The sequence below is a fragment of the Muricoccus harenae genome (assembly GCF_009848505.1).
Lineage (GTDB): Bacteria > Pseudomonadota > Alphaproteobacteria > Acetobacterales > Acetobacteraceae > Roseomonas > Roseomonas harenae.
On the sequence record NZ_WWDL01000001.1, the window covers coordinates 162,252 to 187,461 of the forward strand.

The window sequence follows — 25,210 nt, forward strand, 5'->3', positions numbered from 1 at the left end:
CCTTGAGGATGCGAAATAGAACCTCGACGGTCAGAAAGGCGCCTTATAACCTTTTATTTGCACTTTCTGCATCATAGCCTTCCTTCGGAAACCGAAGCCGCGTGCGGGGGGTGGGTGCCGAATGTCCGATCTGAGCCTCAGCAAAACCTATGGCGGGAGCGGCATTCGACACACGCCCCCGAAGATTAAGGCGACTGAGCAGGCGGTTGCCTACAACCCCTTCTACATGGACCTAGCAGTGGAGCGGCCGCGGCTCGATCCCAACTGGGCCAAGCAACCCGGGATCATCCTCAACTGGCTGCTCCGCGATCAGAAGCGGCGCAATTCCTCAAACAGCCTTAGCCTGGGCGTTGAAGCCAATAACGCCAAAAACATGAAGAACTTCATGGATAAGTTCTGCCCCGGACATGGGCTCGGCGCCGCAGACATCCAGAACCTTGTCATGCTCGGCCACCCCACCTTGGCCTGCAAAATCCGCTCGGGGAAGGTGGCCGTCGATTTCGATGAGGATATGAGGAAGGAGTTCGTCGGAGACCTTGATAATTATTCAGGTATATTGGGCGGCGAGCTTCATTGTGGTTGGAAGTTTTTCCACGGAAACTGCTGGTATATTAACTACAATTCCGGGCGATACGGGCCGCAGCACCTGAAGAAGAACGACGCAAAAGAAATGAAGAGCCGCACGAAGAGGCTCTTTGCGCAGTATTGCGGCGTGACTGTCTACGACTGACCGCCGCCTCGGCCTTCGGAGGGCAGCAAGGCCCGTTCGGCGAGGTTGGCCGGAGCGGCGCCTCCGCTATTCCTGCGCTATCCCGCTCATCGGCGGTGCGTCCCGCTTCGCGCCTGGCTTGATCTCCTTCGCCTCCTTCACGGGCACGGTGGCATGGTGCCCCGCAGGGCCGGCGGAGGCCTCGTCGGCATGTTCGGCGGTCTTGTACTCCGCCGGCTTCACCCCGGGCCCGGAGGGATCCCCATTCGGGTCCCGGAGCGGATCGTGCTGGCCGACGCTCGCCGGCCGGGCATTCTTCGTCTCTGTGCCCCAGCTCTCCAGGATGCCCGGGGCTTCGCTCTTGGGGTTCTCAGCCATGGTCGGGTCCTCCGTGTCTCGTGGAGGGAACGCCTCAGGCGGAGCGGGGTTGTGCCCTGCCGTCAGGCCGCCTGCGCCGGCTCCGGTGTCAGGGAGGCCAGGACCGCGCCACGCAGCCCGTCCAGCTTGCGCTCGTTCTCGAGCTTCAGGCCGAACAGGTCCTTCACATAGAAGACGTCCACCGCCCGCACGCCATAGGTGGTGACATGGGCGGAGGCGATCTGGACCCCCTGGGCGGAGATCGCGGCCGTCACGTCATGCAGCAGGCCGGGGCGGTCGCGGGCATTCACCTCGATCACCGTGTGGGTGTTGCTCGCATGGTTGTCGATCACCACGCGGGGCGGGACCGTCACGGCGCGGAGCCGCGCGGGCTCGCGCTTCACCTTGCTGATCTCCTCGTTGATCCGCATCCGGCCGGACAGAGCCTGCTCGATCATCACCGAGAGGCGGGCCAGGCGGTGCGGGGCGTCCAGCGCGCCGCCGGCGGCGTCCTGCACCCAGAAGGTGTCCAGCGCCATGCCGTTTGTCATGGTGTGGATGCGGGCGTCGACGATGGAGGCGCCACCCACGGCCAGGGCGCCAGCGATCTGGCTGAACAGGCCGGGATGGTCGGCGGTATAGACCGTCACCTCGGTCACGGCCCGGTCCTCCAGCACCTCGGTGCGGACGGTCAGCGGCGCGCCGGTCGCCTCGGCCTCCCGGATCAGGGCAGCGTGGCGGGCATGGGTGTCGGGGTCGAAGGAAAGCCAGTAGCCGGGATAGCCGAGGGAGAGGAAGCGCTCCACCTCCGCCGCCGGCCGGCCCTCCAGCGCCGCCGCCGCCGCCTCCCGCGCGCGGGCCACGCGCACGTCCCGCTCAGGCACGGAAAGGCCGCCGGCCAGGACCTCGGCCACGCGCCAGTAGAGTTCCCGCAGCAGCGTGGCCTTCCACCCGTTCCACACCTTGGGCCCGACCGCCCGCATGTCGCAGACGGTCAGCACCAGCAGCAGGCGGAGGCGTTCGGGGGACTGCACCACCTCGGCCAGGTCGAGGATGGTCTTGGGGTCGTCGATGTCGCGCTTGAAGGCGGTCTGGCTGACCAGCAGGTGGTTCAGCACCAGCCAGGAGACGGTCTCGGTCTCCTCCGGGGAGAGGCCGAGGCGCGGGCAGAGCTCCTGCGCGATGCCGGCGCCCAGCTCGGAATGGTCACCGCCGCGGCCCTTGGCGATGTCGTGCAGCAGGATGGCGGCATAGAGGGCGCGGCGGGATTGCAGTTGCCCCACCAGCTCGGAGGCGACGGGGGCGATGGTGTCCAGCTCCCCCCGCTCCAGGGCGTTCATCACGCCCACGGCCTCGATGGTGTGCTCCTCCACGGTGAAGACGTGGTAGGTGTCGAACTGCATCAGCCCAACGATCCGGGCCCATTCCGGGATGAGGCGGGAGAGCACCCCGGCCTCGTTCAGGGAGCGCAGCCATCGCGCGCTGTTCTTGCCAGTCAGGATATCGAGGAAGAGGGTGGCCGCCCCGGGGTGGCCGCGCAGGCGGGCGGCGTAGCGGGCATTGCGGATCAGCGCACGCAGGCCCAGCGGGTGGATCTCCAGCCCCCGGTCCCGCGCCATTCGCATGATCCGCAGCATCACCGCCGGATCCGCCGCGACATCGTGCCGCGGGTCGAAGAGCAGCTTGCCGTCCGCGAGCGTCAGCCCGGACCGGGCCATCGCCTCATCCGGCGCAGGCTGGAGAGCGGGCATGCCCATGGCCGCGCGCTCGATCGCCGGCTCCAGCAGGCGCTTGAGGCGCACCACCTCCCGCGCGGTGAGGAAGAGGTGCTTCATGAAGCGCTCCACCCCATCCTGCTTGCCATGGCGGGTGTAGCCCATGCGGGCGCCGACGACCGGCTGCAGATCGAAGGTCAGGCGCTCCTCGGCGCGGCCGGTGACGTAATGGAGGTGGAAGCGCACGCTCCAGAGAAAGGACCAGGCCCGGCGGAAGGCCCGCGCCTCCTGGGCGGTGAGCAGCCCGCCGCCCGGGCTCTCGGGCCCGACCAGCTGCCACATCTTCTCGACCCCGAAGGCGTAGCGGGCCAGCCAATACATGGTCTGGAGATCGCGCAGCCCGCCGCGCCCCTCCTTGATATGTGGCTCGACCAGATAAGGGCTGTCACCATAGCGGGCGTGGCGCAGCCCGCGCTCGATCTGCTTGGCGTGCAGGAACTGGCCGACGCCCCATTCGGCGCGGGCCGCGGCATAGGCGTCATCGAAGCGGGCATGGACGCCGCGGTCGCCTTCCAGGTAGCGCGCATCAAGCAGGGCGGTCTGGACCGTGGTGTCAGCCTTCGCATCCACCAGGCATTCGGCGATGGAGCGGGTGGCGTGCCCGACCTTCACCCCCAGGTCCCAGAGCAGATAGAGCATGAACTCCACGGCGCGGCGGCCGGGGGCGTCCAGCGGCTCGTCCGACACGAAGAGCAGGTCGATGTCGGAGTAGGGCGCCAGAGTGCCGCGGCCATAACCACCAGTGGCCGCCAGGGCGAAGCGCGGTGCGGCGTCCGGCCCGGAGCCCGCGGTGGCGGCAAGGCTGTAGCGCAGGATGGCGGCGATCAGCCCGTCCATCTCGGTGGCCAGGGCACGAGCGGCGGTCAGTCCGGGCAGGTTCTCCTGCTCGAATCGCTCCTGCATGCCGCCCTGGATGCGGCTGAGGTGGCGGCGAAGCAGGACCAGCGCCGTGTCCCGGGAGGGAGGAGGCCAGGATTCCAACCCGTCCAGCCCCGGCTGCGACGCGACAAATGCTTCGGCAGCGCCGAGGCCAGCGGTGTTCATTTGACGGAAGATAGGGAGTCGCGCTGCGTCGCAACAGCCATTCCGTGGCCTGGGAGCAGGGATTTCAGCCGATAGAGGACTTCCAGCGCCTCGCGTGGCGCCATCGCATCAGGATCGAGGGCCTCCAGGGCGGCATGCAGCGCATCCGGTGCCCCCTCTTGTTCCGGTTTGGGTCCTGGCGCGGCGGCGAAGAGCGGCAGTTCGCCCGAAAGCGGGTCCAGCCCCCGCGCGCGCTCCTCGAGCGATGTCAGCACCACCTCTGCCCGCGCCACCACGTCGCGCGGGACGCCAGCCAGCCGTGCGACATGCAGGCCCCAGGAGCGCTCGGAGGCACCCGGCCCCACCAAATGCTGGAACACCACCTGCCCGCGATGCTCCCGCACCTTCATGGCAGCGGGGGTGAGTTCCGGCAGCTTTCCGGCCAAGGCCGTCAGCTCGTGGAAATGCGTGGCGAAAAGGGTGCGGGAACGAAGCCGGTCGTGCAGCGTCTCCAGCACCGCCCAGGCAATGGCGAGCCCGTCCCAGGTGGCGGTGCCGCGCCCCACCTCGTCCAGCACCACGAAGGAGCGGGGGCCGGCCTGGTTCAGCACTGCCGCCGTCTCGCTCATCTCCACCATGAAGGTGGAGCGACCCCCGGCGATGTCGTCCGCGGTGCCGACGCGGGAGAAGAGCCGGTCCACCAAGCCGATCCGGGCCGATTCGGCCGGCACGAAGAGCCCCGCTTGGGCCAGCACCACCATCAGGGCGTTCTGGCGGAGATAGGTGGACTTGCCCGCCATGTTCGGCCCCGTGAGGAGGCAGAGGCGGCGGCCCGGGGAGAGGTCGGCATCGTTCGGGACGAAGGCGGGGCCACGATTCCGGCGCAGCGCCGCCTCCACCACCGGGTGACGGCCCTGGGTGACGCAGAATTCCGGACGGTCCGGCATGTCCGGCCGGCACCAGCCGCCGCCAGCGGCCAGTTCGGCGGAGGCGGCGTGGACATCGAGTTCCGCCACGGCCCGGGCGGCTGCCGCGATACCGGTGGCGGCGTCCAGGCAGAGCTTGCGAAGATGGCGCACCACCAGCGCTTCCCGCCGTGCCGCCTCGTCCCGCGCCTGGGAGAGCTTGCGGTCCAGCTCCGAGAGGGCGCCGCAGGTGAAGCGATGGGCGCTGGCCATGCTCTGGCGGTGGATCGGGGCCATGGGACCGGGGGCCGGCTTCTGGCGCAGCAGGGTCTCGCCGGCCGCCGAGGGAACCTCCGCCAGGAAGCCAAGCTGCTGGTGGTGGCGGATCTTCAGGCTCGCCACGCCCCAGGCCTGTGCCAGATCCATCTGCAAGGCCAGGATAGCCCCGCGCGCGTCATCCCGCAGGCGGCGCAGGGCATCGAGCTCGCCGTCATAGTCCGCACCGATGACGCCGCCATCCTCCAGCCGGGCGGGCAGTTCCGCAGCCAGGGCACGGGCGAGTTCGGCGCGGGGCGAGGCCTTCGGCACCAACGCCTCGGCGGCTTGAAGCAGCAGCGGCGGGATGGGGGGCACGCCGGTGGCGTCGCCGAGGGCGGCCTGCATGGCCTCGGCCCGGACCAGGCCATCGCGCAGGGCGGCGAAGTCGCGGGGAAAGAAGCGCTCCACGGAAAGCCTGCCCAGGGCGCGGGCCATGTCGGGGGCGCCCTTCAGCGCGTCCCGCAGCCCGGTCCGGACCGAATCGGCGGCCAACAGGAAGGACACGGCGTCATGCCGGACGGTGATGGGGGCAGCTTCGGCGAGCGGCGAGGCGAGGCGGGCGGCCAGTTCCCGCGCCCCGGCGGCGGTCAGGGTCCGGTCCACGGCGCCCAGCAGGCAATCCTTCCCGCCGCGCTCGGCCTTGAGGATCTCCAGACTCCGGCGGGTGGCGGCGTCCATCCGCAGGGTCCCCTCGCCGCCGCGCGATTCCGGCGGGGCAAGGCGGGGGAGGGTGCCGCCTGAGGCAGTGCGCACATAATCCAGCGCCATGGCCAGCGCCGCCGTCTCGCCGTCCGTGAAGCTACCGAAGGCGGCGAGGCTGGCCACGCCCCAGGCCTCGGCCGCCAACCGGGCGCCGTCGCGCGGCGGCGCGGCCTCCCGCACCAGCCCGCCGAGGGGGGTGAGGGCATCGCCGGCCGCAAGGGATTCGGGCGCCACCACCTCGGCTGGCTCCAACCGGGCCAGCAGGGCGCCCAGCTCGGCCGCGCCCAGGCTCTCGGTACAGACATGGCCGGTGGAGACATCGAGCCAGGCCGCGCCCACGCGCTCCGCACCCTCGGGCGCCAGGGCCAGCAGCCAGGAGGGGCGGGCGCCTTCCAGCAGCGCCTCCTCCGTCACCGTGGCAGGGGTGACGATCCGCACCACCTCACGCCGCACGGCGGAAGCCTTGCGGGCCTTGGCGGCCTCGGGCGTCTCCATCTGCTCGCAGATCGCCACCCGGAAGCCCCGCCGGATCAGCCGGGCGAGATAGGCTTCCATCGCATGCACCGGCACGCCGGCCATCGGCACAGGCTGGCCGCCATGTTCCCCGCGATGCGACACGGCGAGGCCCAGCGCCTCTCCGGCTGTTACCGCATCTGCGAAGAACATCTCGAAGAAGTCGCCCATGCGGAAGAAGACAAGCGCATCCGGATGCGCCTGCTTCGCGGCGAACCATTGCGCCATGGCCGGTGTTGCGCCGGCTGCATCGGGGATCGGAGTCATGCTGCGCCGCAACCTAGACCGGCACGCGGACGCGCGAAACGGCGTAGGTGCAAAACAGCGCGGCGAAGTGCTTCACGGCGCCCCCATCCCTGGCCCATAAGGGCCGACCTACGCTACCGGAGGAATGAGGATGGACGACGCGCGCCGCAGCGGAAACGGGGATTCCCGCACCGCACGCATCACCCGCGAAGAGGCGCTCGCCATGCATGCCGAGGGCAAGCCCGGCAAGCTGGAGATCCGCCTCACCAAGCCGCTGGCCACGGCGCGCGACCTGTCGCTCGCCTATTCCCCTGGCGTCGCCGAGCCTTGCCTGGAGATCCACCGGGACAAGTCGCTTGCCTATGACTACACGGCCAAGGGCAACATGGTCGCCGTCATCTCCAACGGCACCGCTGTGCTGGGCCTGGGCGACCTGGGCGCGGTGGCGAGCAAGCCGGTGATGGAAGGCAAGGCGGCGCTGTTCAAGCGCTTCGCCGAGGTGGATTCCATCGACCTCTGCGTGGACACCTCGGACGTGGACGAGTTCGTCAACTGCGTCCGCTTCCTCGCCCCGTCCTTCGGCGGCATCAACCTCGAGGACATCAAGGCCCCCGAATGCTTCGTGATCGAGCAGCGCCTGCGCGAGATCATGGACATCCCGGTCTTCCATGACGACCAGCACGGCACCGCCATCGTCGCCGCCGCGGGCCTGATCAATGCCTGCCACCTGACGGGGCGCGACCTGAAGAGCACGAAGCTGGTGATCAACGGCGCCGGCTCCGCCGCCATCGCCTGCGCCGAGCTGCTGCGCGCCATGGGCATGCGCCCGCAGAACATCGTCATGTGCGACACCAAGGGCGTGCTTTACCGCGGCCGCGTCGAGGGCATGAACCAGTGGAAGTCGGCCCATGCCACCGACACCGAGGCGCGGACGCTGACCGAGGCGCTTTCCGGCGCCGATGCCTTCTTCGGCCTGTCGAAGAAGGGCGCGGTGACGCCGGAGATGGTGCGCGCCATGGCCGAGAAGCCGATCATCTTCGCGATGGCCAATCCCGATCCGGAAATCACGCCCGATGAGGCGAAGGCCGTCCGCCCCGACTGCATCGTGGCCACCGGGCGCTCGGATTATCCGAACCAGGTGAACAACGTCCTCGGCTTCCCCTTCATCTTCCGCGGGGCGCTGGACGTGCGCGCGAGCACGATCAACGAGCCGATGAAGATCGCCGCCGCCGAGGCCCTGGCCATGCTGGCGCGCGAGGACGTTCCGGAGGAGGTGGCGGGCGCCGGTGGTGGCGCCGGGCTGCGCTTCGGCCCGGACTACATCATCCCGCACGCTTTCGACCCGCGCCTGATCTCGCGCGTCTCGCCGGCCGTGGCGAAGGCGGCGATGGATAGCGGCGTTGCCCGCAAGCCCATCATCGACATGCAGCGCTACGCGCGTGACCTGGCGCAGAAGCTGGACGCTGCCGGCGGCGCGCTGGAGGCAATCACCGAGCGTGTGCGGCAGAACCCACGCCGCGTGGTCTTCGCCGAGGGCGAGGAGGAGAAGACGATCCGCGCCGCGATCGCCTTCCGCAACGCCGGCTACGGCACGCCCGTGCTGGTGGGGCGCGAGGAGCGCATCCATGCGACCGTCGCGGCGCTCGGCGTGCCGCTGCCGGACGGCATCGAGATCCACAACGCCGCGCTCTCCGACAGCAACCGGCGCTACGCCGAATATTTGTACCAGCGGATGCAACGGAAGGGCTTCCTCTTCCGTGACTCGCAGCGCGCGGTGAACCTGGACCGCAACGTCTTCGCCGCCTGCATGGTGGCGATGGGCGATGCCGATGCGATGGTCACCGGCACCACGCGCTCCTACTCCGCCGCGCTGAAGCAGATCACCCTGGCGATCGACCCGGCCCCGGCCTCGGATGGCGGCCCGGGTGTACTCTTCGGCCTGACGCTGCTGCTGACGCGCCGCGTCGGTACGGTGCTGCTGGCCGACACGACCATCCATGAGCGCCCGGATCCCGAGACTCTGGCGGAGATCGCGGTGCAATCCGCGGCACAGGCCCGCCGCCTGGGGCTGGAGCCGCGGGTGGCCTTCCTCTCCTTCTCCACCTTCGGAGACCCGCGCGGCAGCGTGATCCCGGAGACGGTGCGCAAGGCGGTCGCGCTGCTCGATGAGCGGGGCGATGTCGGCTTCGAATATGAGGGCGAGATGGCCGCGGACGTGGCGCTCGACCGGCAGCTGCAGGCGCTCTACCCGTTCTGCCGCCTGACGGGGACGGCGAATGTGCTGGTGATGCCGGGGCTGCACGCCGCGCACATCCTCAGCAAGGCCATCCCGCGCCTGACCAACGCCCCCGTCATCGGGCCGCTGCTCATGGGGCTGTCCAAGCCGGCGCAGATCCTGTCCATCGCCTCAGGCGTGAATGGGATCCTGGATATGGCTTGCCTGGCGGCGCACGACTCTCTCGCGCGGTGAACCTCGCCGGGGGCTTTGCCCCTGGATCCCACCGGGGGCCGGGCGCGGCCCCCGGACCCCGCGACCTGTAGGCTATTCGCCCCTTTCGACAGTGAGGCCGATCGAGGTGGCGACCATGCCCTGGATCGAGAGCCGGAGATGTGGCGGCTCAGGAATCGGTAGCGGCCAGTTGGCATTGGGATAGGGCGGCAGGTCCACGAACTGGTCCAGGATGCCGTTGCCGGTGCCGAAATCCATCGGCAACATGCGGTGCCCGGCCAGGGACAGCCGCGCCTCCAGCTCCTCGATGTGGCGGCGCTGGAACAGCACGGTGGCGCCGGATTCGATGGTCGGGCCATCCGGGTTCATGTTGAACTCGGTGGTGTGCACCGCGACGCCGCCGGGGCGCAGGCACTTCATGGCCTCCACCACGAAGTCGAGCCCCTGGTGGATCGATCCGCAATGCTCCAGCGAGCAGATCGACCAGAGGAAGTCGAATTCTCCGTGCAGGTCGGCCGGGATGGCGTTCATGTCCACGGCGCGGAGCGAGACGCGATCGTTGAAGGTGTCGATCTCGATCAGGCTGGGCTTGTAGATCGTGTCCAGCCGGCCGCCATGCTGGTCCACCGCGATCCAGGCCTGGGCGCGCAGGTCGTTCGGGTCGAGATCGGTGGCCAGCACCTTCGCGCCGCGCTTGGCTAGGAAGCTCGGCAGCCATTCGGCGCCGACCGCGAAGCCCAGGCCACGCTTGCCGGGCGCCAGCATGCCGCGCTCGTACAGGGCCTGGAGGGTGTAGCAGTCCTCCCAGACCTTGCGGTGGTACATGGGCACGAAGCCGATCTGGCCGCACCAGTGGCGGAGCCAGTGGCTCTCGATGTCCTCCTGGCGGCAAAGCCGGCCGCCGAAGCCTATTTCCACCGGATCCGGCGGCAGCGGGGCGAGCCCGCCGGCCAGGCCGGCCTCATAGAACTGGCTGGCCATGGCCGAGCCCAGCACCTTGCTGTTCCAGGCTGCCAGCTCCGCATTGCGGGCAACGGTGCCGGAGGTCACCTCCAGGGACTGGAGCTTGCCGAGAAAATGGCCCGGTTCCAGGCGACGGATGCCACGGGCGATGGAGCGGAGGCGGCGGAGCAAGGGCGTCTGGTATCCCAATCTGGCGGCCAGGCAGCTGGCTATGCGGGGTGGCCGAGCGGGTGATGGGCCCGATACCTACCGGTCCGCCCCGCCCCTGACCATCCCGGGGGCATCACGCCCCGCTCAACTGTCCAGCCGGATGCCCAGATCCCGGATCAGTGGGCGCCATTCGGCGTTCTCCTTCTGCACGAAGGCCGCGAATTCGGCGGGGGTATAATCCGCGCGCTCGATCCCGAGGGTCCTGAAGCGGGCCTGGATCTCGTCCGAGGCGATGGCGCGGGTCAGTTCGGCCGAAAGGCGTGCGACGATCGGGGCCGGGGTGGCGGCGGGCACGCTGATCCCCTGCCAGCCATAGGCTACCGCATTGGCGACCCTCAGTTCCCGGGTCGTCGGCACCTGCGGGCTGGTGGGGGAGCGAGCCTCGCTGAGCACGGCCAGGGCACGCACCTTGCCATCATTGATGAAGGCGGTACCCGAGGCGCAGTCGATCACCACGCTGTCCACCGTGCCGGAGAGCAGGTCCTGCATGGCCGCCGGGCCGCCGCGATAGGGCACATGGGTGGCATCGAAGCCGGCGCGGCGCTTGAGCATCTCCATGGCCAGGTGATGGGGGGAGGCGACGGCGGGCGAGCCATAGGTCGGCGCCCTGGCCTTGGAGGCCGCGACATAGCCGGCCAGGTCCTGAACCGGGCTGTCGGGCCGCACCACCAGGAACAGCGGGAAGCGCCCGATGAAGCCCACCCCGGCCAGGTCCTTGTCCGGGTCGTAAGGCAGCCGCGCATAGAGGGCCGGGTTGTAGACGAGGATGCCGTTGTCGACATGCAGCAGCGAGTAGCCGTCGGCGGGGCTGCGGACCACGTTCTCGCTCGCCACCACGGCACCGCCGCCGGGGCGGTTCTCCACCACCACGTTCTGGCCGAGGCGCGGCCCCATCATCCCGGCGATCATCCGCCCGAAGACGTCGGAGGCGCCGCCCGGCGGATAGCCGATGACCAGGCGCAGGGGGCGGTCCGGCCAGGTGGCCTGCGCACCGGCCAGGGAAGGGGAGAGGGAGGCGGCGCCGAGGCCCAGGGCCCCGCGCGCGAGGCCGCGTCGCGTCAGCATCGAGAAATGTCCCATCGGGTGCGGGGCCTCATCATGGGGCAGGGGCGGGGCGGGGCCAATCGGAGGCCCGGCGCGGAAGCATGCCCCGGGCGCATGCCGGCACGGCCGGATGCCGGGATAAGCAGCGGTTTGCCTGCTGGATCATCAGGGGGGCGCCCGCGAGTGCGCGAGTGCCGCGCCCTGGGTCAGCCGATCTCTTCCGCCGGCATCGCGCGGGCGAGGCCGCCGAAGGCGTCCAGCAGCCGCCCGCGCCAGGCATGGACTGGATCATCCGGCGCCAGCAGTGGGAAGGCCGAGGTGCAGCGCGCCCATTGCAGCGGCCCGAAGGCGATGTAATCCGCCGCCCCCGCCGTGGGGCCGGACAGCCAGGGGCGCTCCCGCAGCACCATACGCAGTGGATGCAGGTCGCGGCGGAAGGCTTCCACCGCCTGCTCGCGGTCGGCGGTAATCTCGGCGAGCGGCTTGCCGAAGCGCTTTTCCCGAGAGCGGGTGAAGTATTCGGCATCCTCCGGGGCGAGATGCGCGGGGATGTCGGAGATGATGAGCCGGACGATGCCGGGCACCATCACGGCGTCCGACCAGGTGTTGACGAAGCGGGCGAGCGCCCGTCCGCCCTCGCCGCCGAAGAGTGTCGGCGCGCCCGGCCAGTTGTCCTCGAGATATTCGAGGATGCGCCAGCTCTCATGGATGGTGCGGTCCGCATGGCGCAGCACGGGCACCTTGTCCGTACCGGCATCGGCGATGGCCGATTTTTCGGTGAAGCGCCAGGGAAGTGTCTCGTGCGCGATACCCTTATGGGCCAGCGCCATTCGCACCCGCCAGCAATAGGGGGAGAAGCGCCTGGCCGGATCGGCACCGCAGAGGTCATGAAGGATCACGTCCATGCCGCTATGCTGCGCCAGGAATCACCTGGGGGGAAGCGGATGGGTTCGGATGCGTTGCTGGCGCTCGATCAGGGCACGACCTCCACGCGGGCAATCCTGTTCGATGCCGCCCTGCATCCGCGCGCGACGCATCAGCTGGAACTGCCGCAGCACTTCCCGATGCCCGGCTGGGTGGAGCATGCGGCGGAGGACCTGATCGCCCATTCCATCGCCTGCCTGCGCGGCGCGATGGAGCGCGGCGGCGTTTCGGCGGCGGGCCTGGCCGGCATCGGCATCACCAACCAGCGCGAGACCACCCTGGTCTGGGACCGCGCAACCGGGCGCGCGGTGCACAATGCCATCGTCTGGCAGGACCGCCGCAGCGCCGCCATCTGCGAGCGCCTGCGCGCCGAGGGGCTGGAGGAGCTGCTGACGGAGCGCACCGGCCTGCTCGCCGATCCCTATTTCTCCGCGACCAAGCTGATGTGGATGCTGGCGGAGATCCCCGGATTGCGGGACCGTGCGGCACGGGGGGAACTGGCCTTCGGCACGGTCGACAGCTTCCTGCTGTGGCGCCTGACCGGCGGCCGCGTGCATGCGACGGATGCCACCAATGCCGCGCGCACCGCCCTCTATGACATCCGGCGCGGGGAGTGGGATGACGACATCCTGCGCGCCCTCGACATTCCCCGCGCGCTGCTGCCCGAGCTGCGCGACTGCGCCAGCGAGTTCGGCACCACCGATCCCGCTCTGCTCGGTGCCGCCATCCCAATCCGCGGCATGGCGGGCGACCAGCAGGCGGCGACGCTCGGCCAGGCCTGCTTCGCGCCGGGCATGGCGAAATCCACCTATGGCACCGGCTGTTTCATGCTGCTGAACACCGGCGCGACCCCCGTTCGCTCCACCCACCGGTTGCTGACCACGGTCGCCTGGCAGATCGGCGGCGCCCGGACCTACGCGCTGGAAGGCGCAATCTTCGTTGCCGGCGCCGCGGTGCAATGGCTGCGCGACGGGCTGGGCATCATCCGCCATGCCGCCGAGGCGGGGGAGCTGGCCGCCCGTGCCGATCCCGATTCGGGCGTGGTGATGGTGCCCGCCTTCACCGGGCTGGGCGCACCGCATTGGGATGCCCGGGCGCGCGGCGCCATCCTGGGCCTGACACGCGGCGCCGGCGCCCCCGAGATCGCGCGTGCCGCGCTGGAAAGCGTTGCCTGGCAGACGCGGGACCTGCTGGATGCGATGCGCGCCGACTGGCCGGAAATGGGCAGCACGGTGCTGCGCGTGGATGGCGGCATGACCGCGAGCGACTGGACGATGCGGTTCCTGGCGGATGCGCTGCAATGCCCGGTGGACGTACCGGCCGTGGCGGAGACCACCGCGCTGGGCGCCGCCTATCTGGCCGGCGTGCAGGCCGGGCTCTGCCCGCCGCCCGGCGACAACGCCACCCATTGGCGCCGCCGCGTGCGCTTCGAGCCGGACATGCCGGCGGAGGAGGCCACGCGCCGGCATGGCGCCTGGCAGGAGGCGGTGGGGCGGACGCTCAGCCGCTAACCGGCGCTACGGGCTGCTCGTGCTCGGCGCGCCCCAGGGGCCGGCCCTGCGCGTGCCGGGGAAGCCCTTCGCCTTTTCCTTCAGCGCGCCGAACTTGCCCGACATCCGGCCGAGCTTCGCATCCCAGGCCGGGTCGGGGGACTGCCCCGCCGTCACAGTGAAAAAGGCCTGCATCATGCAGGCGATGGCGAAGGGCTCGAGGACGGCTGCCTTGACAGACCAGGCGAGGATCAGCGCGAAGACCACTCCCGCTGCGCTCCAGCTGCCCGGCATGGCATAGGCGAGGGCCGCCGCCGGGGCGAGCACCAGCAGGAAGATGAGGAAGGCTAGGCCATGGACGACGAGCGCCAGGAGGGCGGCGTTCTTCAGCATGGCCCTGGAGTTCTGCCCATAGAGCACCAGCGCCTCGCGCGCCGATTCCCAGGGGTTCTGCGCGCGTGTGCGGACGGCATGGGCGAGGATCACCTCGTCCACGAAGCCGACCGACATGCGGAGGAAGGCGCCGAACATGCCGACAAGTGCGCCGATGCCCGGCAGGGGCAGGATGGTGGCGACGCCGTTTATGAGGCCGGTGATGGCGCGGATCACGCCCTTCACCAACTGATCGATCGCGAAGAGCACGCTCGCCTCGGCGAAGCGCGCCTTCACCACGCTGGCGCCTTGGGCAAGCTGCCCCTGGCTATCGGGCAGGGGCCGGCCATCCAGCATCTCGACCAGCACGGCGACATGGCCGGCCTTCACGACGTAGAGGATGTATTCCCGCAGGAGATAGATGACTCCCGCGGTCAACCCGCAGCCGGCCGCGCCGCCCCAGAAGGCCCCGCCGAGCCGGCCATCGGGGCCCAACAAGCCGCCGATGCCGAAGCCGATCCCGGCACCGCCGCCCGTGGCGAGGATATAGGTCGCTGCCATCCCGAAATAGACGGCGGCGCGCAGCCCGAGATAGGGCGCCGTTCGCGCCATGAGCGACAGGGACTTACCGACACTGAAATCCATCTGGACCCCCTCACTCGCCGGCGGGTCCCGGCTGCCGGCATGATCCCGCGAACGAATGCCATCCCGCAGGCGGGCCGGACCATGCTGGTTCCGCGGCTTTCCTGGCAACCCTCCGTGCCGACCAGCACAACGATCCGGCCGCGGCCTCCGCCCCTCAGAGCCCGCGCGTGTTCACGAAGACCGAATACAGCGACCGCCCGCCGGTGATGAAAAGCTGGTTCCGGTGCGGCCCGCCGAAGCAGACATTCGCGCAGCGTTCCGGCAGGTCGATATGCCCGATTGGCGCGCCATCCTTGTTGAACACCCGCACGCCGTCCTGTTCGGCCGTGCCCATGCCCCAGCCGCACCAGAGATTGCCGTCCTCATCCACCCGGAAGCCGTCCGGCGTACCGCCGGGCTCGGCCACGATGAAGTCGCGCCGGTTGGAGAGGCGCCCGCCCTCGCCGACCGAATAGGAGAGGATCTTGCGAGGGCTGTAGCGGCTCTCGACGACATAGAGCAGCGATTCGTTCGGGCTGAAGGCAAGGCCATTGGGACCTTCGATGCCGTCCGCCACCACCTCCAGCGTTCCGCGTGCTGGATCGGCGCAATAGACAGCTTGTGGCAACTCGCTTTCGGCGCGCCCGCCCTCATGGTCGCCCAGGATGCCGAAGGGCGGATCGGTGAACCAGATCGTGCCATCGGACTTCACCACCACGTCGTTCGGGGAGTTCAGGCGCTTCCCGTCCAGCCGGTCGGCGATGACGGTGATGCTTCCGTCATGCTCGGTGCGAGTGACGCGGCGGCCCAGATGCTCGCAGGTGATCAGCCGGCCCTCGCGGTCCCGCGCATTGCCGTTGGAGTAGTTGGAGGGGGCGCGGAAGATGGTGGTGGCGCCCGTCTGCGCGTCCCAGCGCAGCATGCGGTTGGCCGGCACGTCGGACCAGATGAGGCAGCGGTGATCGCCGAACCAGACCGGGCCCTCGCCCCAGCGGGTGCCGCCCGCCAGCTTGTGCACCGTCGCATTCATCAGGTGATAGCGCGCGAAGGATGGATCGAGATCCCGCAGCCGGGGATCGGGATAGCGGGCGGAAGGGACCCAGGGGGTCTCGTTGCTGATCGGCGTTTCCATGGAACGGAGGCTGCGCCGGCGCCGCAACCTCCCGCAAGCCCCTCACGTTGCAGAAGCGCAGAACAACATGGAGACACCCGCGATGCGCGGCATACTGCTCTGGCTCATCGGCATTCCCATCCCCATCATCCTTCTGCTTTGGCTTTTCGGGGTGCTGGGCTAGCAGCGCTCGGCCTTAGTAGCGAACCAGCCGGTGCGTGGCGGGGCCGCCCATCCCCGGGATGCGGCGGCTCCGCCGTCAGGCCCTCTCGCCTCCGCCGCCCATCGCGGACAGGATGGGGCGCATGGACGCCCCTTCACGAACCATTCCGCGCAGCCCCCGCGCCGAGGCCACCCGCCAGCGCATCCTCGATGCCGCCCTGGCCGAATTCGCCACCCATGGCCTGGCCGGCGCGCGGGTGGACGAGATCGCGGCGAGGGCCGGCGCCAACAAGCGGATGCTCTACGCCTATTTCGGCAACAAGGAGGACCTGTGGGTGGCGGTGCTGGAAGCCGCCTATGCCCATAAGCGGAACGAGGAGCGTGCCCTCGAAGTCGGAGACCTGCCGCCGGCGGAGGCGATGGCGCGACTGGTGCGCTTCAACCTTCGCTACACCGCCCGGCATCCCGAATTCGTTGCCCTGCTGAACCAGGAGAACCTGCACCGCGCTGCCTATCTGGCGCGCAGCGAGCAGGTGCCCGCCCTGTATTCCCCCTTGCTGGATACGCTGCGCACCGTGCTGCGCCGCGGCGCGGCCGAGGGGGTGTTCCGCCAGGAGGCGGACCCGGTGCAGGCCTATATCACCATCGTGGCACTGGGCCATTTCTACATATCGAACATGCACACCCTGTCCGCGATCTTCGGGACCGGGCTGGAGGCCGAGGCCGCGATCGAGGCGCGGGAGGCCCATTCGGTGGAGGTGGTGCTCGGCTGGCTTCGCCCTTGACGAACCCTCTCCCGGGGGGCTTAGGTAACCGCACAGTTACCTTAAACATCTTCCCGGAGGAACGCGCGAATGGCGCAGCGGCGTATCGGCCTGATCATGCATGGCGTGACCGGCCGCATGGGGATGAACCAGCACCTGATCCGCTCCATCGCGGCCATCCGGCAGGATGGCGGCGTGCCACTGTCCAATGGCGATCGGATCATGCCCGACCCGATCATCGTCGGCCGCAACCGGGAAAAGCTGGAGGCGCTGGCCGAGGCCCATGGCATTGACCGCGTCGGCACGGACCTGGATGCCGCCCTGGCCAATCCGGACGACACGATCTTCTTCGACGCCGCCACCACCCAGATGCGCGCCGAACTGATCCGCAAGGCCATCGCCGCCGGCAAGCACATCTATTGCGAGAAGCCGACCGCCGATAACCTGGAGGATGCGCTGGAGCTGGTACGCGTGGCCCAGGCCGCCGGCATCAAGCACGGCGTGGTACAGGACAAGCTGTTCCTGCCCGGTATCCGCAAGATGAAGATGGTGATCGACAGCGGCTTCCTCGGCCGCATCCTCTCGGTGCGCGGCGAGTTCGGCTACTGGGTCTTCGAGGGCGACCTGCAGCCGACGCAGCGCCCGAGCTGGAACTACAAGAAGGCCGAGGGCGGCGGCATCATCCTCGATATGCTCTGCCACTGGCGCTACGTGCTGGACAACACCTTCGGTGAAACCAGGTCGGTCTCCTGCCTCGGCGCCACCCATATCCCCGTGCGCTACGACGAGCAGAACAAGCCCTACAACGCCGATACGGACGATGCGGCCTATGCCACCTTCGAATTGGAAGGCGGCATCGTCGCGCAGATCAACTCCTCCTGGACCACCCGCGTCCGTCGTGACGACCTCGTGACCTTCCATGTGGACGGCACGCATGGCTCCGCCGTCTGCGGCCTGACGGATTGCTGGACCCAATCCCGCGTGAACACGCCCAAGCCCGTCTGGAACCCGGACGAGCCGCAAAAGATCAATTTCTACGAGGGCTGGCAGAAGGTTCCCGACACCCAGCCTTATCCCAATGGCTTCCGCGTGCAGTGGGAGGAATTCCTGAAGCACGTGGCCGGCGAGCGCCCGGACTATCCCTGGAACCTGCTGGCCGGCGCCAAGGGCGTGCAGCTGGCGGAAGCCGGGCTGAAGTCCTGGGCCGAGCGCCGCTGGATCGACCTGCCCAAGCTGGAGGCCTGACATGGCCACGCTGACCCTGCCCACCGCCGGCGGCACGCTGGAGCCCTACACCACCGGCGCGCCCGGCAACTTCGCGGTGGCGAAGCCGCCCTATCCGCGCATCGCCTATGCCGCCGCGCATGTCGTGGCGGATGCGCTGGCGGAGCAGGATCCCTGGTTGGACGTGAAGGTGGACTGGGACCGCACCATCGCCTTCCGCCGCCATCTCTGGTCGCTCGGCCTGGGCGTGGCGGAGGCGATGGACACGGCGCAACGCGGCATGGGGCTGGACTGGGCGGGCGCGCAGGAGCTGATCCGGCGTTCGCTCGATGCCGCGAAGGACTTCCCCGATGCGGTGATCGCCTCCGGCGCCGGAACCGACCATCTGGCGCCAGGCCCCGACGTGACGGTGGACGACGTCATCCGCGCCTATGAGGAGCAGTGCGGTGCGGTGGAGGCGATGGGCGGCCGCATCATCCTCATGGCCTCCCGTGCCCTGGCAAAGGCCGCGAAGTCCCCACAGGACTATGTGCGCGTCTATGACCGCGTGCTGTCCCAGGTGAAGCAACCCGTCATCATCCATTGGCTCGGCGAGATGTTCGATCCGGCGCTGGAAGGCTACTGGGGCCATCACGACCACATGGAGGCGATGAAGGTGGCGCTCGACGTCATCGCCGCCCATGCCGACAAGGTCGATGGCGTGAAGGTTTCGCTGCTGGACGACCAGAAGGAAGTTTCCATGCGCCGCCGCCTGCCCAAGGGCGTGCGCATGTATACCGGCGATGACTTCAACTACGCCGAGCTGATCGCGGGCGATGCGGAGGGCCATTCCGATGCCCTGCTCGGCATCTTCGATCCCATCGCGCCCGCAGTGGGTGGTGCGCTGGCCGCGCTGTCGCGTAACGACCTTTCGACCTTCCACGAAATCCTGGCGCCGACCGTCCCGCTCTCCCGTCACATTTTCAAGGCGCCCACCCGCTTCTACAAGACGGGCGTGGTCTTCATGGCTTGGCTGAACGGCCACCAGGACCATTTCGTGATGGTCGGCGGCCAGCAATCCACCCGATCCATCCAGCACTTTTCGGAGTTGTTCCGCCTCGCCGATAAAGCGGGCCTGCTGTCCGACCCGGCGCGCGCGGCGATGCGCATGAAGTCGCTGCTCGCGCTGCACGGGGTGGCGTGATGGGCGCCCCCTCTCATTCAAAGCCGGGTCCCCTCAGCCTCAACACCGTCACGGTAAAGGAGCGCTGGGGACTGAAGGACTGCATCGAGGGCTGCGCGCGCCACGGCATCCCCGGCATCTCCCCCTGGCGGGACGTGCTGCATGCCATGGGGGTGAAGCAGGCGGCACGCGCCATCCGCGATGCGGGGCTTTCCGTCTCCGGCCTCTGCCGCGGCGGGATGTTCACGGCCTCCGATGCCGCCGGCCGCACCGTCGCCCTGGATGACAACCGCCGTGCCATCGAGGAGGCCCATGCGCTCGGTGCCGCCTGCCTCGTCATGGTCTGCGGCGGGCTGCCGCCCGGCTCCAAGGATATCGACGGCGCCCGCGCCATGGTGCGGGATGGGCTGCACGCCATTATGGATGACGCGCGTGCCGCAGGCGTGACCATCGCGCTGGAACCGTTACATCCCATGACCTGCGCGGATCGCAGCGTGCTCTCCACCCTCGGCCAGGCGCTGGATCTCTGCGACGAGCTGGGCGAGGGCAGCGGCGTCGCGCTCGATGTCTATCATGTCTGGTGGGACCCGGCGCTGCGCGAGCAGGTGCGGCGCGCGGGCTCGCGCATCGCCGCCTTCCATGCCTGCGACTGGCTGGTGCCCACCACCGACACCGTCCTTGACCGCGGCCTGCCCGGTGAGGGCGTGATCGACATTCCCGGCATCCGCGCGATGGTCGAGGCCGGTGGCTATCGCGGCCACACCGAGGTGGAGATCCTGTCCCGCCGCTGGTGGGCCGCCGATCCCGATCACGTGCTCCGGGAGATCAAGGAGCGGCACGCCACAGTCTGCTAGCATCGAAGACAAAAAATTACGGAGGAAAGACAAGAGATGAACACCACCCGACGCCGCCTTCTCGGCGCCGCCGCCGCGCTCACCGCCACGCCCGCATTCACGCCTGCATCGGCGCAGGGCTGGGCACCGACGCGCCCGATCCGCTTCGTCGTTCCCTTCGCCGCCGGGGGTGCCACCGACGTGGTGGCGCGTGTGCTCGCGGAGCGTATGGGCGAGCGCCTGGGACAGCCGGTCGTGGTGGAGAACCGTGCGGGATCGGGTGGCAATATCGGCGTGGAGAATGTCGTGCGCGCCCCGGCCGATGGCAGCGTGATCCTGATGGGCACCACTGGCACGCTGACGATCAACCAGCATCTCTATCCAAGCATGGGCTTCGATCCGGCGAAAGATCTCGCGCCCATCTCCATGGCCTTCGCGACCGACCATGTGCTGATCGTGAACCCGAATGTGCCGGCCCACACGGCGCAGCAATTCCTGGCCTGGCTGCGCGCCAATCCGGGCAAGGCCAGCTTCGGCTCCGCCGGCGCCGGCTCCTCCACCCATATGGTGGCCGAGCTGTTCCGCGCCGCCGCGGGCGTGGAGGTTACGCATGTGCCCTATCGCGGCAGCGCGCCCGCGCTGAACGACACCGTGGCGGGCAACGTGCAGTTCATGCTGGACCAGTTGCCCTCCGCCATCGGGCAAATCCAGGGCGAGCGGGTGCGGGCGCTCGCCACCACCGGCCCGAAGCGCACCTCCCAACTGCCCAATGTGCCGACCATGGCGGAGATCGGTCTGCCAAAGGCCGAGGCCACCTCCTGGGGGGCGGTGATGGCGCCGCATGGCACGCCCGCACCGGCGATCGCGCGGCTGAACGCCGTGCTGAAGGAGGCGCTGGCCGATCCGAAGATCCAGGAACGGCTGACCGCCGCCGGCGCCGATGCCGTCTCCTCCTCGCCCGAGGAACTGCAGCGCAAGATAGCGCAGGAGATCGAGACCTGGGGCGCCGTGGTGCGGGATGCGCGGATCACCGTGAACTAGGCGCCCGAGCAGGGGCGTTCCGTCAGGCCCGCCGGAGGGCGGTTTCGATCCCCTGCCGCCGGCGGCGCCTTGCAGCGGCGGCAGGAGGCTGGCGAAGTGCGCCAGGGGTGCCGGGCTTCTGCCCGGTGATCCGCTCCAGCGTCATCCTCAGGGTGTCGGGATCATTGTCGAAGTCGCCATGGTGGCGCGCGCCGCTCTCGCCCGGATCCGGGGCGAGGTGCCAGTTGCGCGCCTTGGCCCGCCAGAAGGAGTCCGGCAGCGCCTCGCTCACGTCCCGGGCCAGGCCGAGCAGCGGCACGCCATCCCGGATGAGGGGAATGCGCGGCACCTCCTCGAAGGCCGCGCTGACGAGATAGAGCAGCGACTTGTGATAGATGCCGGCGCAGGTGTCGTCCCGCTCCGTGGCATCGTCCAGCGTGTAGAGATCGAAGCTCCTGATGCTGCCCGCCTCGATCAGCGGGCGGTACACGCGCTCGAACAGTTCCATCGTGCAGGCCGGGGCCCAGAGGGTCAGGCTGTCGATCGCCAGCCCCTGCTCCGCGAAGCGCTGCGCCAGGGGCGCCAGCAGGATTGAGCCAGCGCTGTGGCCGACGAGATGGATCTCGTCGAGCTTGCCAGCCTGCGACAGCGCGATGAGATGATCGGCCGTCATCCGCGCGGCGCCGCGCGCATTCGCGCTCGCCAGCCGCGCGTTCTCCTTCATCTCGTCCCACATGGCCTTGCCGCCCAGCACGCGGGCCAGCGGCTCCAGCGTGTCGTCCAGCCGGTCGAGCATGAAGTCCTTGGCGGCGTCGAGCAGCCCCTCGTCCCGGCGGCGGGACAGTGCTTCCTGGAGAATGTTGCGGAGCGTGCTCCAGGCATCGGAGCGCCAGATGAAGGAAACCGGATAGGCCTCGGCCTTCAGCATGGGGTCCCGGTTGCTGGCCACGTACTGGACCGCCGAGGCCTCCTCGGTGAGGCCGCCATGGGCATAGAGAACGATGCGCTTGCGCCGCCACGCGGCGGTGCGGGCGGGGAACTGCTCGTGGATGATGTCGCGCAGCCCCTCCTTCGACAGGCCATAGGTGCCCTTGTCGTCCAGCTGGCCATCATTCCGCGCAGTGACGATATGCGGGCGCAGCGTGGAGTAGATCGTGCTTTCGTAGCTGCGTGATGCGCCCGCCATCATCGATGCCGGGCCTCGCTGATGGCCCAGCCGCACGGGCGCGCCCAGGGCCGCGACCCACACATCGGTGCCGTTCGCCAGCCAGTCCTCGTAACTGAGTCGCGCGAGGCCCATCTCGCCCCAGTCCTCGCCCCAGCTGTTCTGGATCCAGAAGCCCTCCTGGTCATAGCCCACGATGGCGAAGGCGTGCCCGCCGATGCCGCCTTCTCGGTACTCGATCTCCCTGTCGCCCCGGCCGACCGCCTGCCAGCCCTCATGGACGATGCAGGTCGCGTAAAGGATGCCGACTTCGCTGATCGCCGCATGCATCGCGACGAGATCCTTGTGGTTCACGCGGAAATACGCACCCAGTGGACGTTCCATCGCATCGGCGGCACGCTTTTCGTTCAGCGTCCTGTCGCGGGCGTGGTCCTTCCACAGGCGCTGGGCGCAGAGCCCGTGCTTGTGCCAGCCCTTCATCGCGCCGCGCGCGCTGGATCCGTCGTAATCCTCCCCGGGCCATTCATCGTAGCGCTTCGCCATGGTGTAGAGCATCCAGGGGCTGACCGGATCGGCATTCCCCACCTTGCCGCGCACGCGCAAAAGGTAGTTGGCGACGGTCGCGAGGCCATAGCCGGTGCAGGCCCCTTCGCTGCCCTGGTCCAGCACCGGGAGGCTGTGGGCCCGATAGCCCTCCATGTCGGATATCTGCGCCACCGCGATCAACGAGGGTCGGTAAAGGACATCCCGGAAGTCCACGGTGTCGGGCAGGGCGTCGTACTTGCGCTTGGGGGACTGCTTTCTTGCCACGGCCTTTTCCTCCCGGCGCTGGTCGGCGGGGGCGGCGCATCCGATGCCGCGGGTTCAAGCGCGAGCGGTCCCGCCCAAGCCGCGACCATTCCACACGGTCAATCCGGAACCAACATGAATCCTGCGCGTCGCTCGCCGGGTTCCGGCCCGGCTTCCCGCGGCCTAGCGCGCATAGCCTCCGATCCCGCGCCGGGCGGCATCTTCCCGCCCGGCCCGCGTCACTTCCCAAAGCGCGTTGTCCACCGCCAGGCGCTGCCCGCCATCGCGCTGCACCGGGCGGATCACCGCCGTGCCGTATCCGCGCGAATCCTGGCCGAACAAGGAGAGCGGCACGCGCACATAGATGCCCTTGTCGAAGGACCCCTCGCCAAAGCGGGAGAAGGGCACGTCGGTGAAGGTGGCGAAGGCGCCCACCTCGATGCCGCTGTCGAAGCGGCGCCCCATCTCGATCGTCCCGCCCCAATCGCCCGCCAGGTAGCGGCCCGCGCGCAGGATGCCGTAGAGGTTCCACACCGGCAGATCCGCGTAGAGCGAGACATGCCCTGTCGCCACGCCATAGTCGCGGAAGCCAAAGAGCCCGTCCGTCGCGCGTTGCTGCACGACATTGAGGTCTAGCCCCAGGGCGAAGCCGCGATCCACCGGGCGCCACAGCACCTCCGAGGAGATGCCGCCGAACATCGGCTCCAGCAGCCCCGCCGTGGCGCGCGCGAAGACATCGGGCGCCAGGTTCCACACGCGCTCGGCATAGAGGCCGGGGATGGAGGTCTTCCCGTCCCGCGCATAGAGCGCGTAGTCGCTGCGCACCCGCGGAAGCTGGCTGTCCGAGGGCAGGCCGCGGTCGAGATTGCCGAAGACGGCCTGCTGCACCGCCCCCGCCGCGCTGAAGCCCGCCCCGAACTCCACCCGCGCGCCCGCCGCCACGGCGCCCTGGTAGCGCAGCGTGCGGGATGGATCGCCGAGCTGGAGGCTGAGGCGCGGTTCCACCACCCAATCCCAATGCGGGCCCGGCTCGGCGAAGGCGTCGGGCCAAGCGGTGCCCTCGGCGGGAAACAGCGTGGTGGCGGACCAGGCCTCCTCTGCGCTGCCCCCCGGCGCCGTGCGATCGCCGGCTGCGGCCTCGATGGCGCGGCGCGGCACCATCATCGCTCCCATCTCGGCCCCGGCCTGCCACCAGGACAGGCGAATCACTTCCACCTCGGGCGGCAGGATAGCGTTCACCGCACGCAGCACGCGGGACGCCACCTGCGGCAGGCTGCGGAAACGCCCTTCCGAGACGGCAATCCGCGCCTCCACCCCGCGCTCCTCATAGGCGATGGGCCGGAACCCCGCTTCGCGCAGCGCCTCGAAGGCCGCCACCGACCGGGGCTCCTCCCCGGCGGCACGCCGCGCGGGCATGGGCGGGAGCGGGCGCAGCGGCGGGGCAGATGGCGGCGTCGCAGGGTCCATCCGCAGCGACAGCCGCGCCAGCAGGTCCGTGCCGTGCACGAATTGCAGGCCGGCGTCGACGAATTCGGCGGACCATTGCAGCCCGAAGTTCACCGGGCTGCGTGCCGCCCCCCGCAGCGGGCCGCGCCGCACCGGATAGCCGCCGCGCTCGTCACGCAGGGCGTCGCCCGACCATTCGATCTTGGCGCGCAGCCCCTCCACCTCGCCCCAGGGTGTCTCGAGCCGCGGCAGGCTGTATTCGGCACCACCGAAGACCGCGACATTCTCTCCCCGGAAGAAGTCCAGCCGCAGCGTGCCGCCCCGGCCCACGTCTCGCGGGCGGGTGCGGAAGCCATCGGAGAGGTCGGTCAGCGGATTGGCGAAGTCACCGCGCGTGCCCAGCCGCCCGAAACCGAGGCCGAGGGATACGTCCAGCGGCCCCCAGCGGCGGGAGGCCACCACATATTCCCCGCCATAGATCCCGGTGCCGATCAGGTCCTGCAGCCCGATGGCGAGCGCCGGGTTCCACGGCCCTTCCTCCAGAAGCCGCAGCTTCACGTCAAAGGAACGGTCGGTGGTGCTGCCCTGGCCAGTGGTGGCATTCAGCCGCTCGCTCAGCCGGAAGGTGGTCTCCAGGAAGGGCAGGGCCTGGAAGTTGAGGAACCAGAAGCGCCTCTGGTGGCGGTAGGAGCCGCCGGCCTCCAGCACCCCATCTTCGCGGAAGCGGGCGTTGCGCATCTCGATCAGCCCGGCGCCGCCGAAGTCGCTGCCCGTCGCCGGCACCTCCTCGGCCATGGCCGGAATGGGGATCGCGACGGCGGGAAGCAGCATCAGAAGGGCGAGCCTGAAGGCGCGCATCATGGTTCGGCAGGTAAGCTCTCGTTTTCGTGATCAGATGGGCACGCGCGTG

At 69.4% G+C, this 25,210-nt stretch carries 18 protein-coding genes; 8 read left to right on the plus strand and 10 right to left on the minus strand.

The genetic code is table 11. From position 1 onward, the window contains the following. Window positions 1-121: 121 nt before the first annotated feature. Entirely contained in the window at window positions 122-730 is a 609-nt protein-coding gene (locus tag GSE44_RS00780; protein ID WP_159346294.1) for a hypothetical protein, read from the plus strand. A gap of 66 nt (window positions 731-796) precedes the next feature. On the opposite strand, the gene GSE44_RS00785 is transcribed toward GSE44_RS00780, so the two are convergent. The 3 genes from GSE44_RS00785 to mutS form a co-directional block, all read right to left on the minus strand. Further along, window positions 797-1,087: a YlmC/YmxH family sporulation protein gene (locus tag GSE44_RS00785; RefSeq protein ID WP_159346296.1), complete on the minus strand. Its 291-nt coding sequence runs from the start codon at window positions 1,085-1,087 to the stop codon at window positions 797-799. Window positions 1,088-1,149: 62 nt separating this feature from the next. Continuing rightward, window positions 1,150-3,885, minus strand: a complete 2,736-nt coding sequence (locus GSE44_RS00790; protein WP_159346298.1) for a [protein-PII] uridylyltransferase — start codon at window positions 3,883-3,885, stop codon at window positions 1,150-1,152. Then, on the minus strand, window positions 3,882-6,569 hold the full coding sequence (mutS, locus tag GSE44_RS00795) for a DNA mismatch repair protein MutS (RefSeq protein WP_159346300.1): 2,688 nt from the start codon (window positions 6,567-6,569) through the stop codon (window positions 3,882-3,884). The genes GSE44_RS00790 and mutS overlap by 4 nt, the downstream gene beginning before the upstream one ends. 130 nt (window positions 6,570-6,699) lie before the next feature. Between mutS and GSE44_RS00800 the strand changes: the two genes are divergently transcribed. Continuing rightward, window positions 6,700-9,018: an NADP-dependent malic enzyme gene (locus GSE44_RS00800; protein WP_159346302.1), complete on the plus strand. Its 2,319-nt coding sequence runs from the start codon at window positions 6,700-6,702 to the stop codon at window positions 9,016-9,018. Between the two features lie 72 nt (window positions 9,019-9,090). On the opposite strand, the gene GSE44_RS00805 is transcribed toward GSE44_RS00800, so the two are convergent. From GSE44_RS00805 to GSE44_RS00815, 3 genes are all read right to left on the minus strand, one after another. Next, on the minus strand, window positions 9,091-10,131 hold the full coding sequence (locus GSE44_RS00805; RefSeq protein WP_235924472.1) for an SAM-dependent methyltransferase: 1,041 nt from the start codon (window positions 10,129-10,131) through the stop codon (window positions 9,091-9,093). Between the two features lie 123 nt (window positions 10,132-10,254). Further along, on the minus strand, window positions 10,255-11,235 hold the full coding sequence (locus GSE44_RS00810; RefSeq protein ID WP_159346304.1) for a Bug family tripartite tricarboxylate transporter substrate binding protein: 981 nt from the start codon (window positions 11,233-11,235) through the stop codon (window positions 10,255-10,257). Between the two features lie 185 nt (window positions 11,236-11,420). After that, window positions 11,421-12,119, minus strand: coding sequence for a glutathione S-transferase family protein (locus GSE44_RS00815; RefSeq protein WP_159346306.1), 699 nt, complete (start codon window positions 12,117-12,119; stop codon window positions 11,421-11,423). A gap of 39 nt (window positions 12,120-12,158) precedes the next feature. On the opposite strand from GSE44_RS00815, the gene glpK reads away from it, so the two are divergent. After that, window positions 12,159-13,649: a glycerol kinase GlpK gene (gene glpK, locus GSE44_RS00820; RefSeq protein WP_159346812.1), complete on the plus strand. Its 1,491-nt coding sequence runs from the start codon at window positions 12,159-12,161 to the stop codon at window positions 13,647-13,649. A 6-nt stretch (window positions 13,650-13,655) separates the two neighbouring features. Here glpK and GSE44_RS00825 read toward each other — a convergent pair whose 3' ends face one another. Continuing rightward, window positions 13,656-14,645 (minus strand): hypothetical protein, encoded by a 990-nt coding sequence (locus GSE44_RS00825; protein WP_159346307.1) that lies wholly within the window; start codon window positions 14,643-14,645, stop codon window positions 13,656-13,658. A gap of 154 nt (window positions 14,646-14,799) precedes the next feature. Further along, window positions 14,800-15,756: an SMP-30/gluconolactonase/LRE family protein gene (locus tag GSE44_RS00830; RefSeq protein WP_159346309.1), complete on the minus strand. Its 957-nt coding sequence runs from the start codon at window positions 15,754-15,756 to the stop codon at window positions 14,800-14,802. A gap of 284 nt (window positions 15,757-16,040) precedes the next feature. Here GSE44_RS00830 and GSE44_RS00835 point away from each other — a divergent pair, with 284 nt between their 5' ends. From GSE44_RS00835 to GSE44_RS00855, 5 genes are all read left to right on the plus strand, one after another. Further along, a complete protein-coding gene (locus GSE44_RS00835; RefSeq protein WP_159346311.1) occupies window positions 16,041-16,682 on the plus strand; it encodes a TetR family transcriptional regulator in 642 nt (213 codons plus the stop codon). Window positions 16,683-16,751: 69 nt separating this feature from the next. After that, window positions 16,752-17,906, plus strand: a complete 1,155-nt coding sequence (locus tag GSE44_RS00840) for a Gfo/Idh/MocA family protein (RefSeq protein ID WP_159346313.1) — start codon at window positions 16,752-16,754, stop codon at window positions 17,904-17,906. A gap of 1 nt (window position 17,907) precedes the next feature. Continuing rightward, the gene (locus GSE44_RS00845) at window positions 17,908-19,068 is read left to right on the plus strand and encodes a dihydrodipicolinate synthase family protein (RefSeq protein WP_159346315.1); all 1,161 of its coding nucleotides are present in this window, start codon (window positions 17,908-17,910) and stop codon (window positions 19,066-19,068) included. Then, window positions 19,068-19,901, plus strand: coding sequence for a sugar phosphate isomerase/epimerase family protein (locus GSE44_RS00850; RefSeq protein WP_159346317.1), 834 nt, complete (start codon window positions 19,068-19,070; stop codon window positions 19,899-19,901). Before GSE44_RS00845 ends, GSE44_RS00850 begins: the two co-directional genes overlap by 1 nt. Before the next feature lie 36 nt (window positions 19,902-19,937). Further along, window positions 19,938-20,921, plus strand: coding sequence for a Bug family tripartite tricarboxylate transporter substrate binding protein (locus GSE44_RS00855; protein WP_159346319.1), 984 nt, complete (start codon window positions 19,938-19,940; stop codon window positions 20,919-20,921). Between the two features lie 22 nt (window positions 20,922-20,943). On the opposite strand, the gene GSE44_RS00860 is transcribed toward GSE44_RS00855, so the two are convergent. Both GSE44_RS00860 and GSE44_RS00865 read right to left on the minus strand, forming a co-directional pair. Beyond that, window positions 20,944-22,875, minus strand: a complete 1,932-nt coding sequence (locus GSE44_RS00860) for a C1 family peptidase (protein WP_201305866.1) — start codon at window positions 22,873-22,875, stop codon at window positions 20,944-20,946. A 162-nt stretch (window positions 22,876-23,037) separates the two neighbouring features. Continuing rightward, the gene (locus GSE44_RS00865; RefSeq protein WP_235924473.1) at window positions 23,038-25,131 is read right to left on the minus strand and encodes a YjbH domain-containing protein; all 2,094 of its coding nucleotides are present in this window, start codon (window positions 25,129-25,131) and stop codon (window positions 23,038-23,040) included. Window positions 25,132-25,210: the final 79 nt, after the last annotated feature.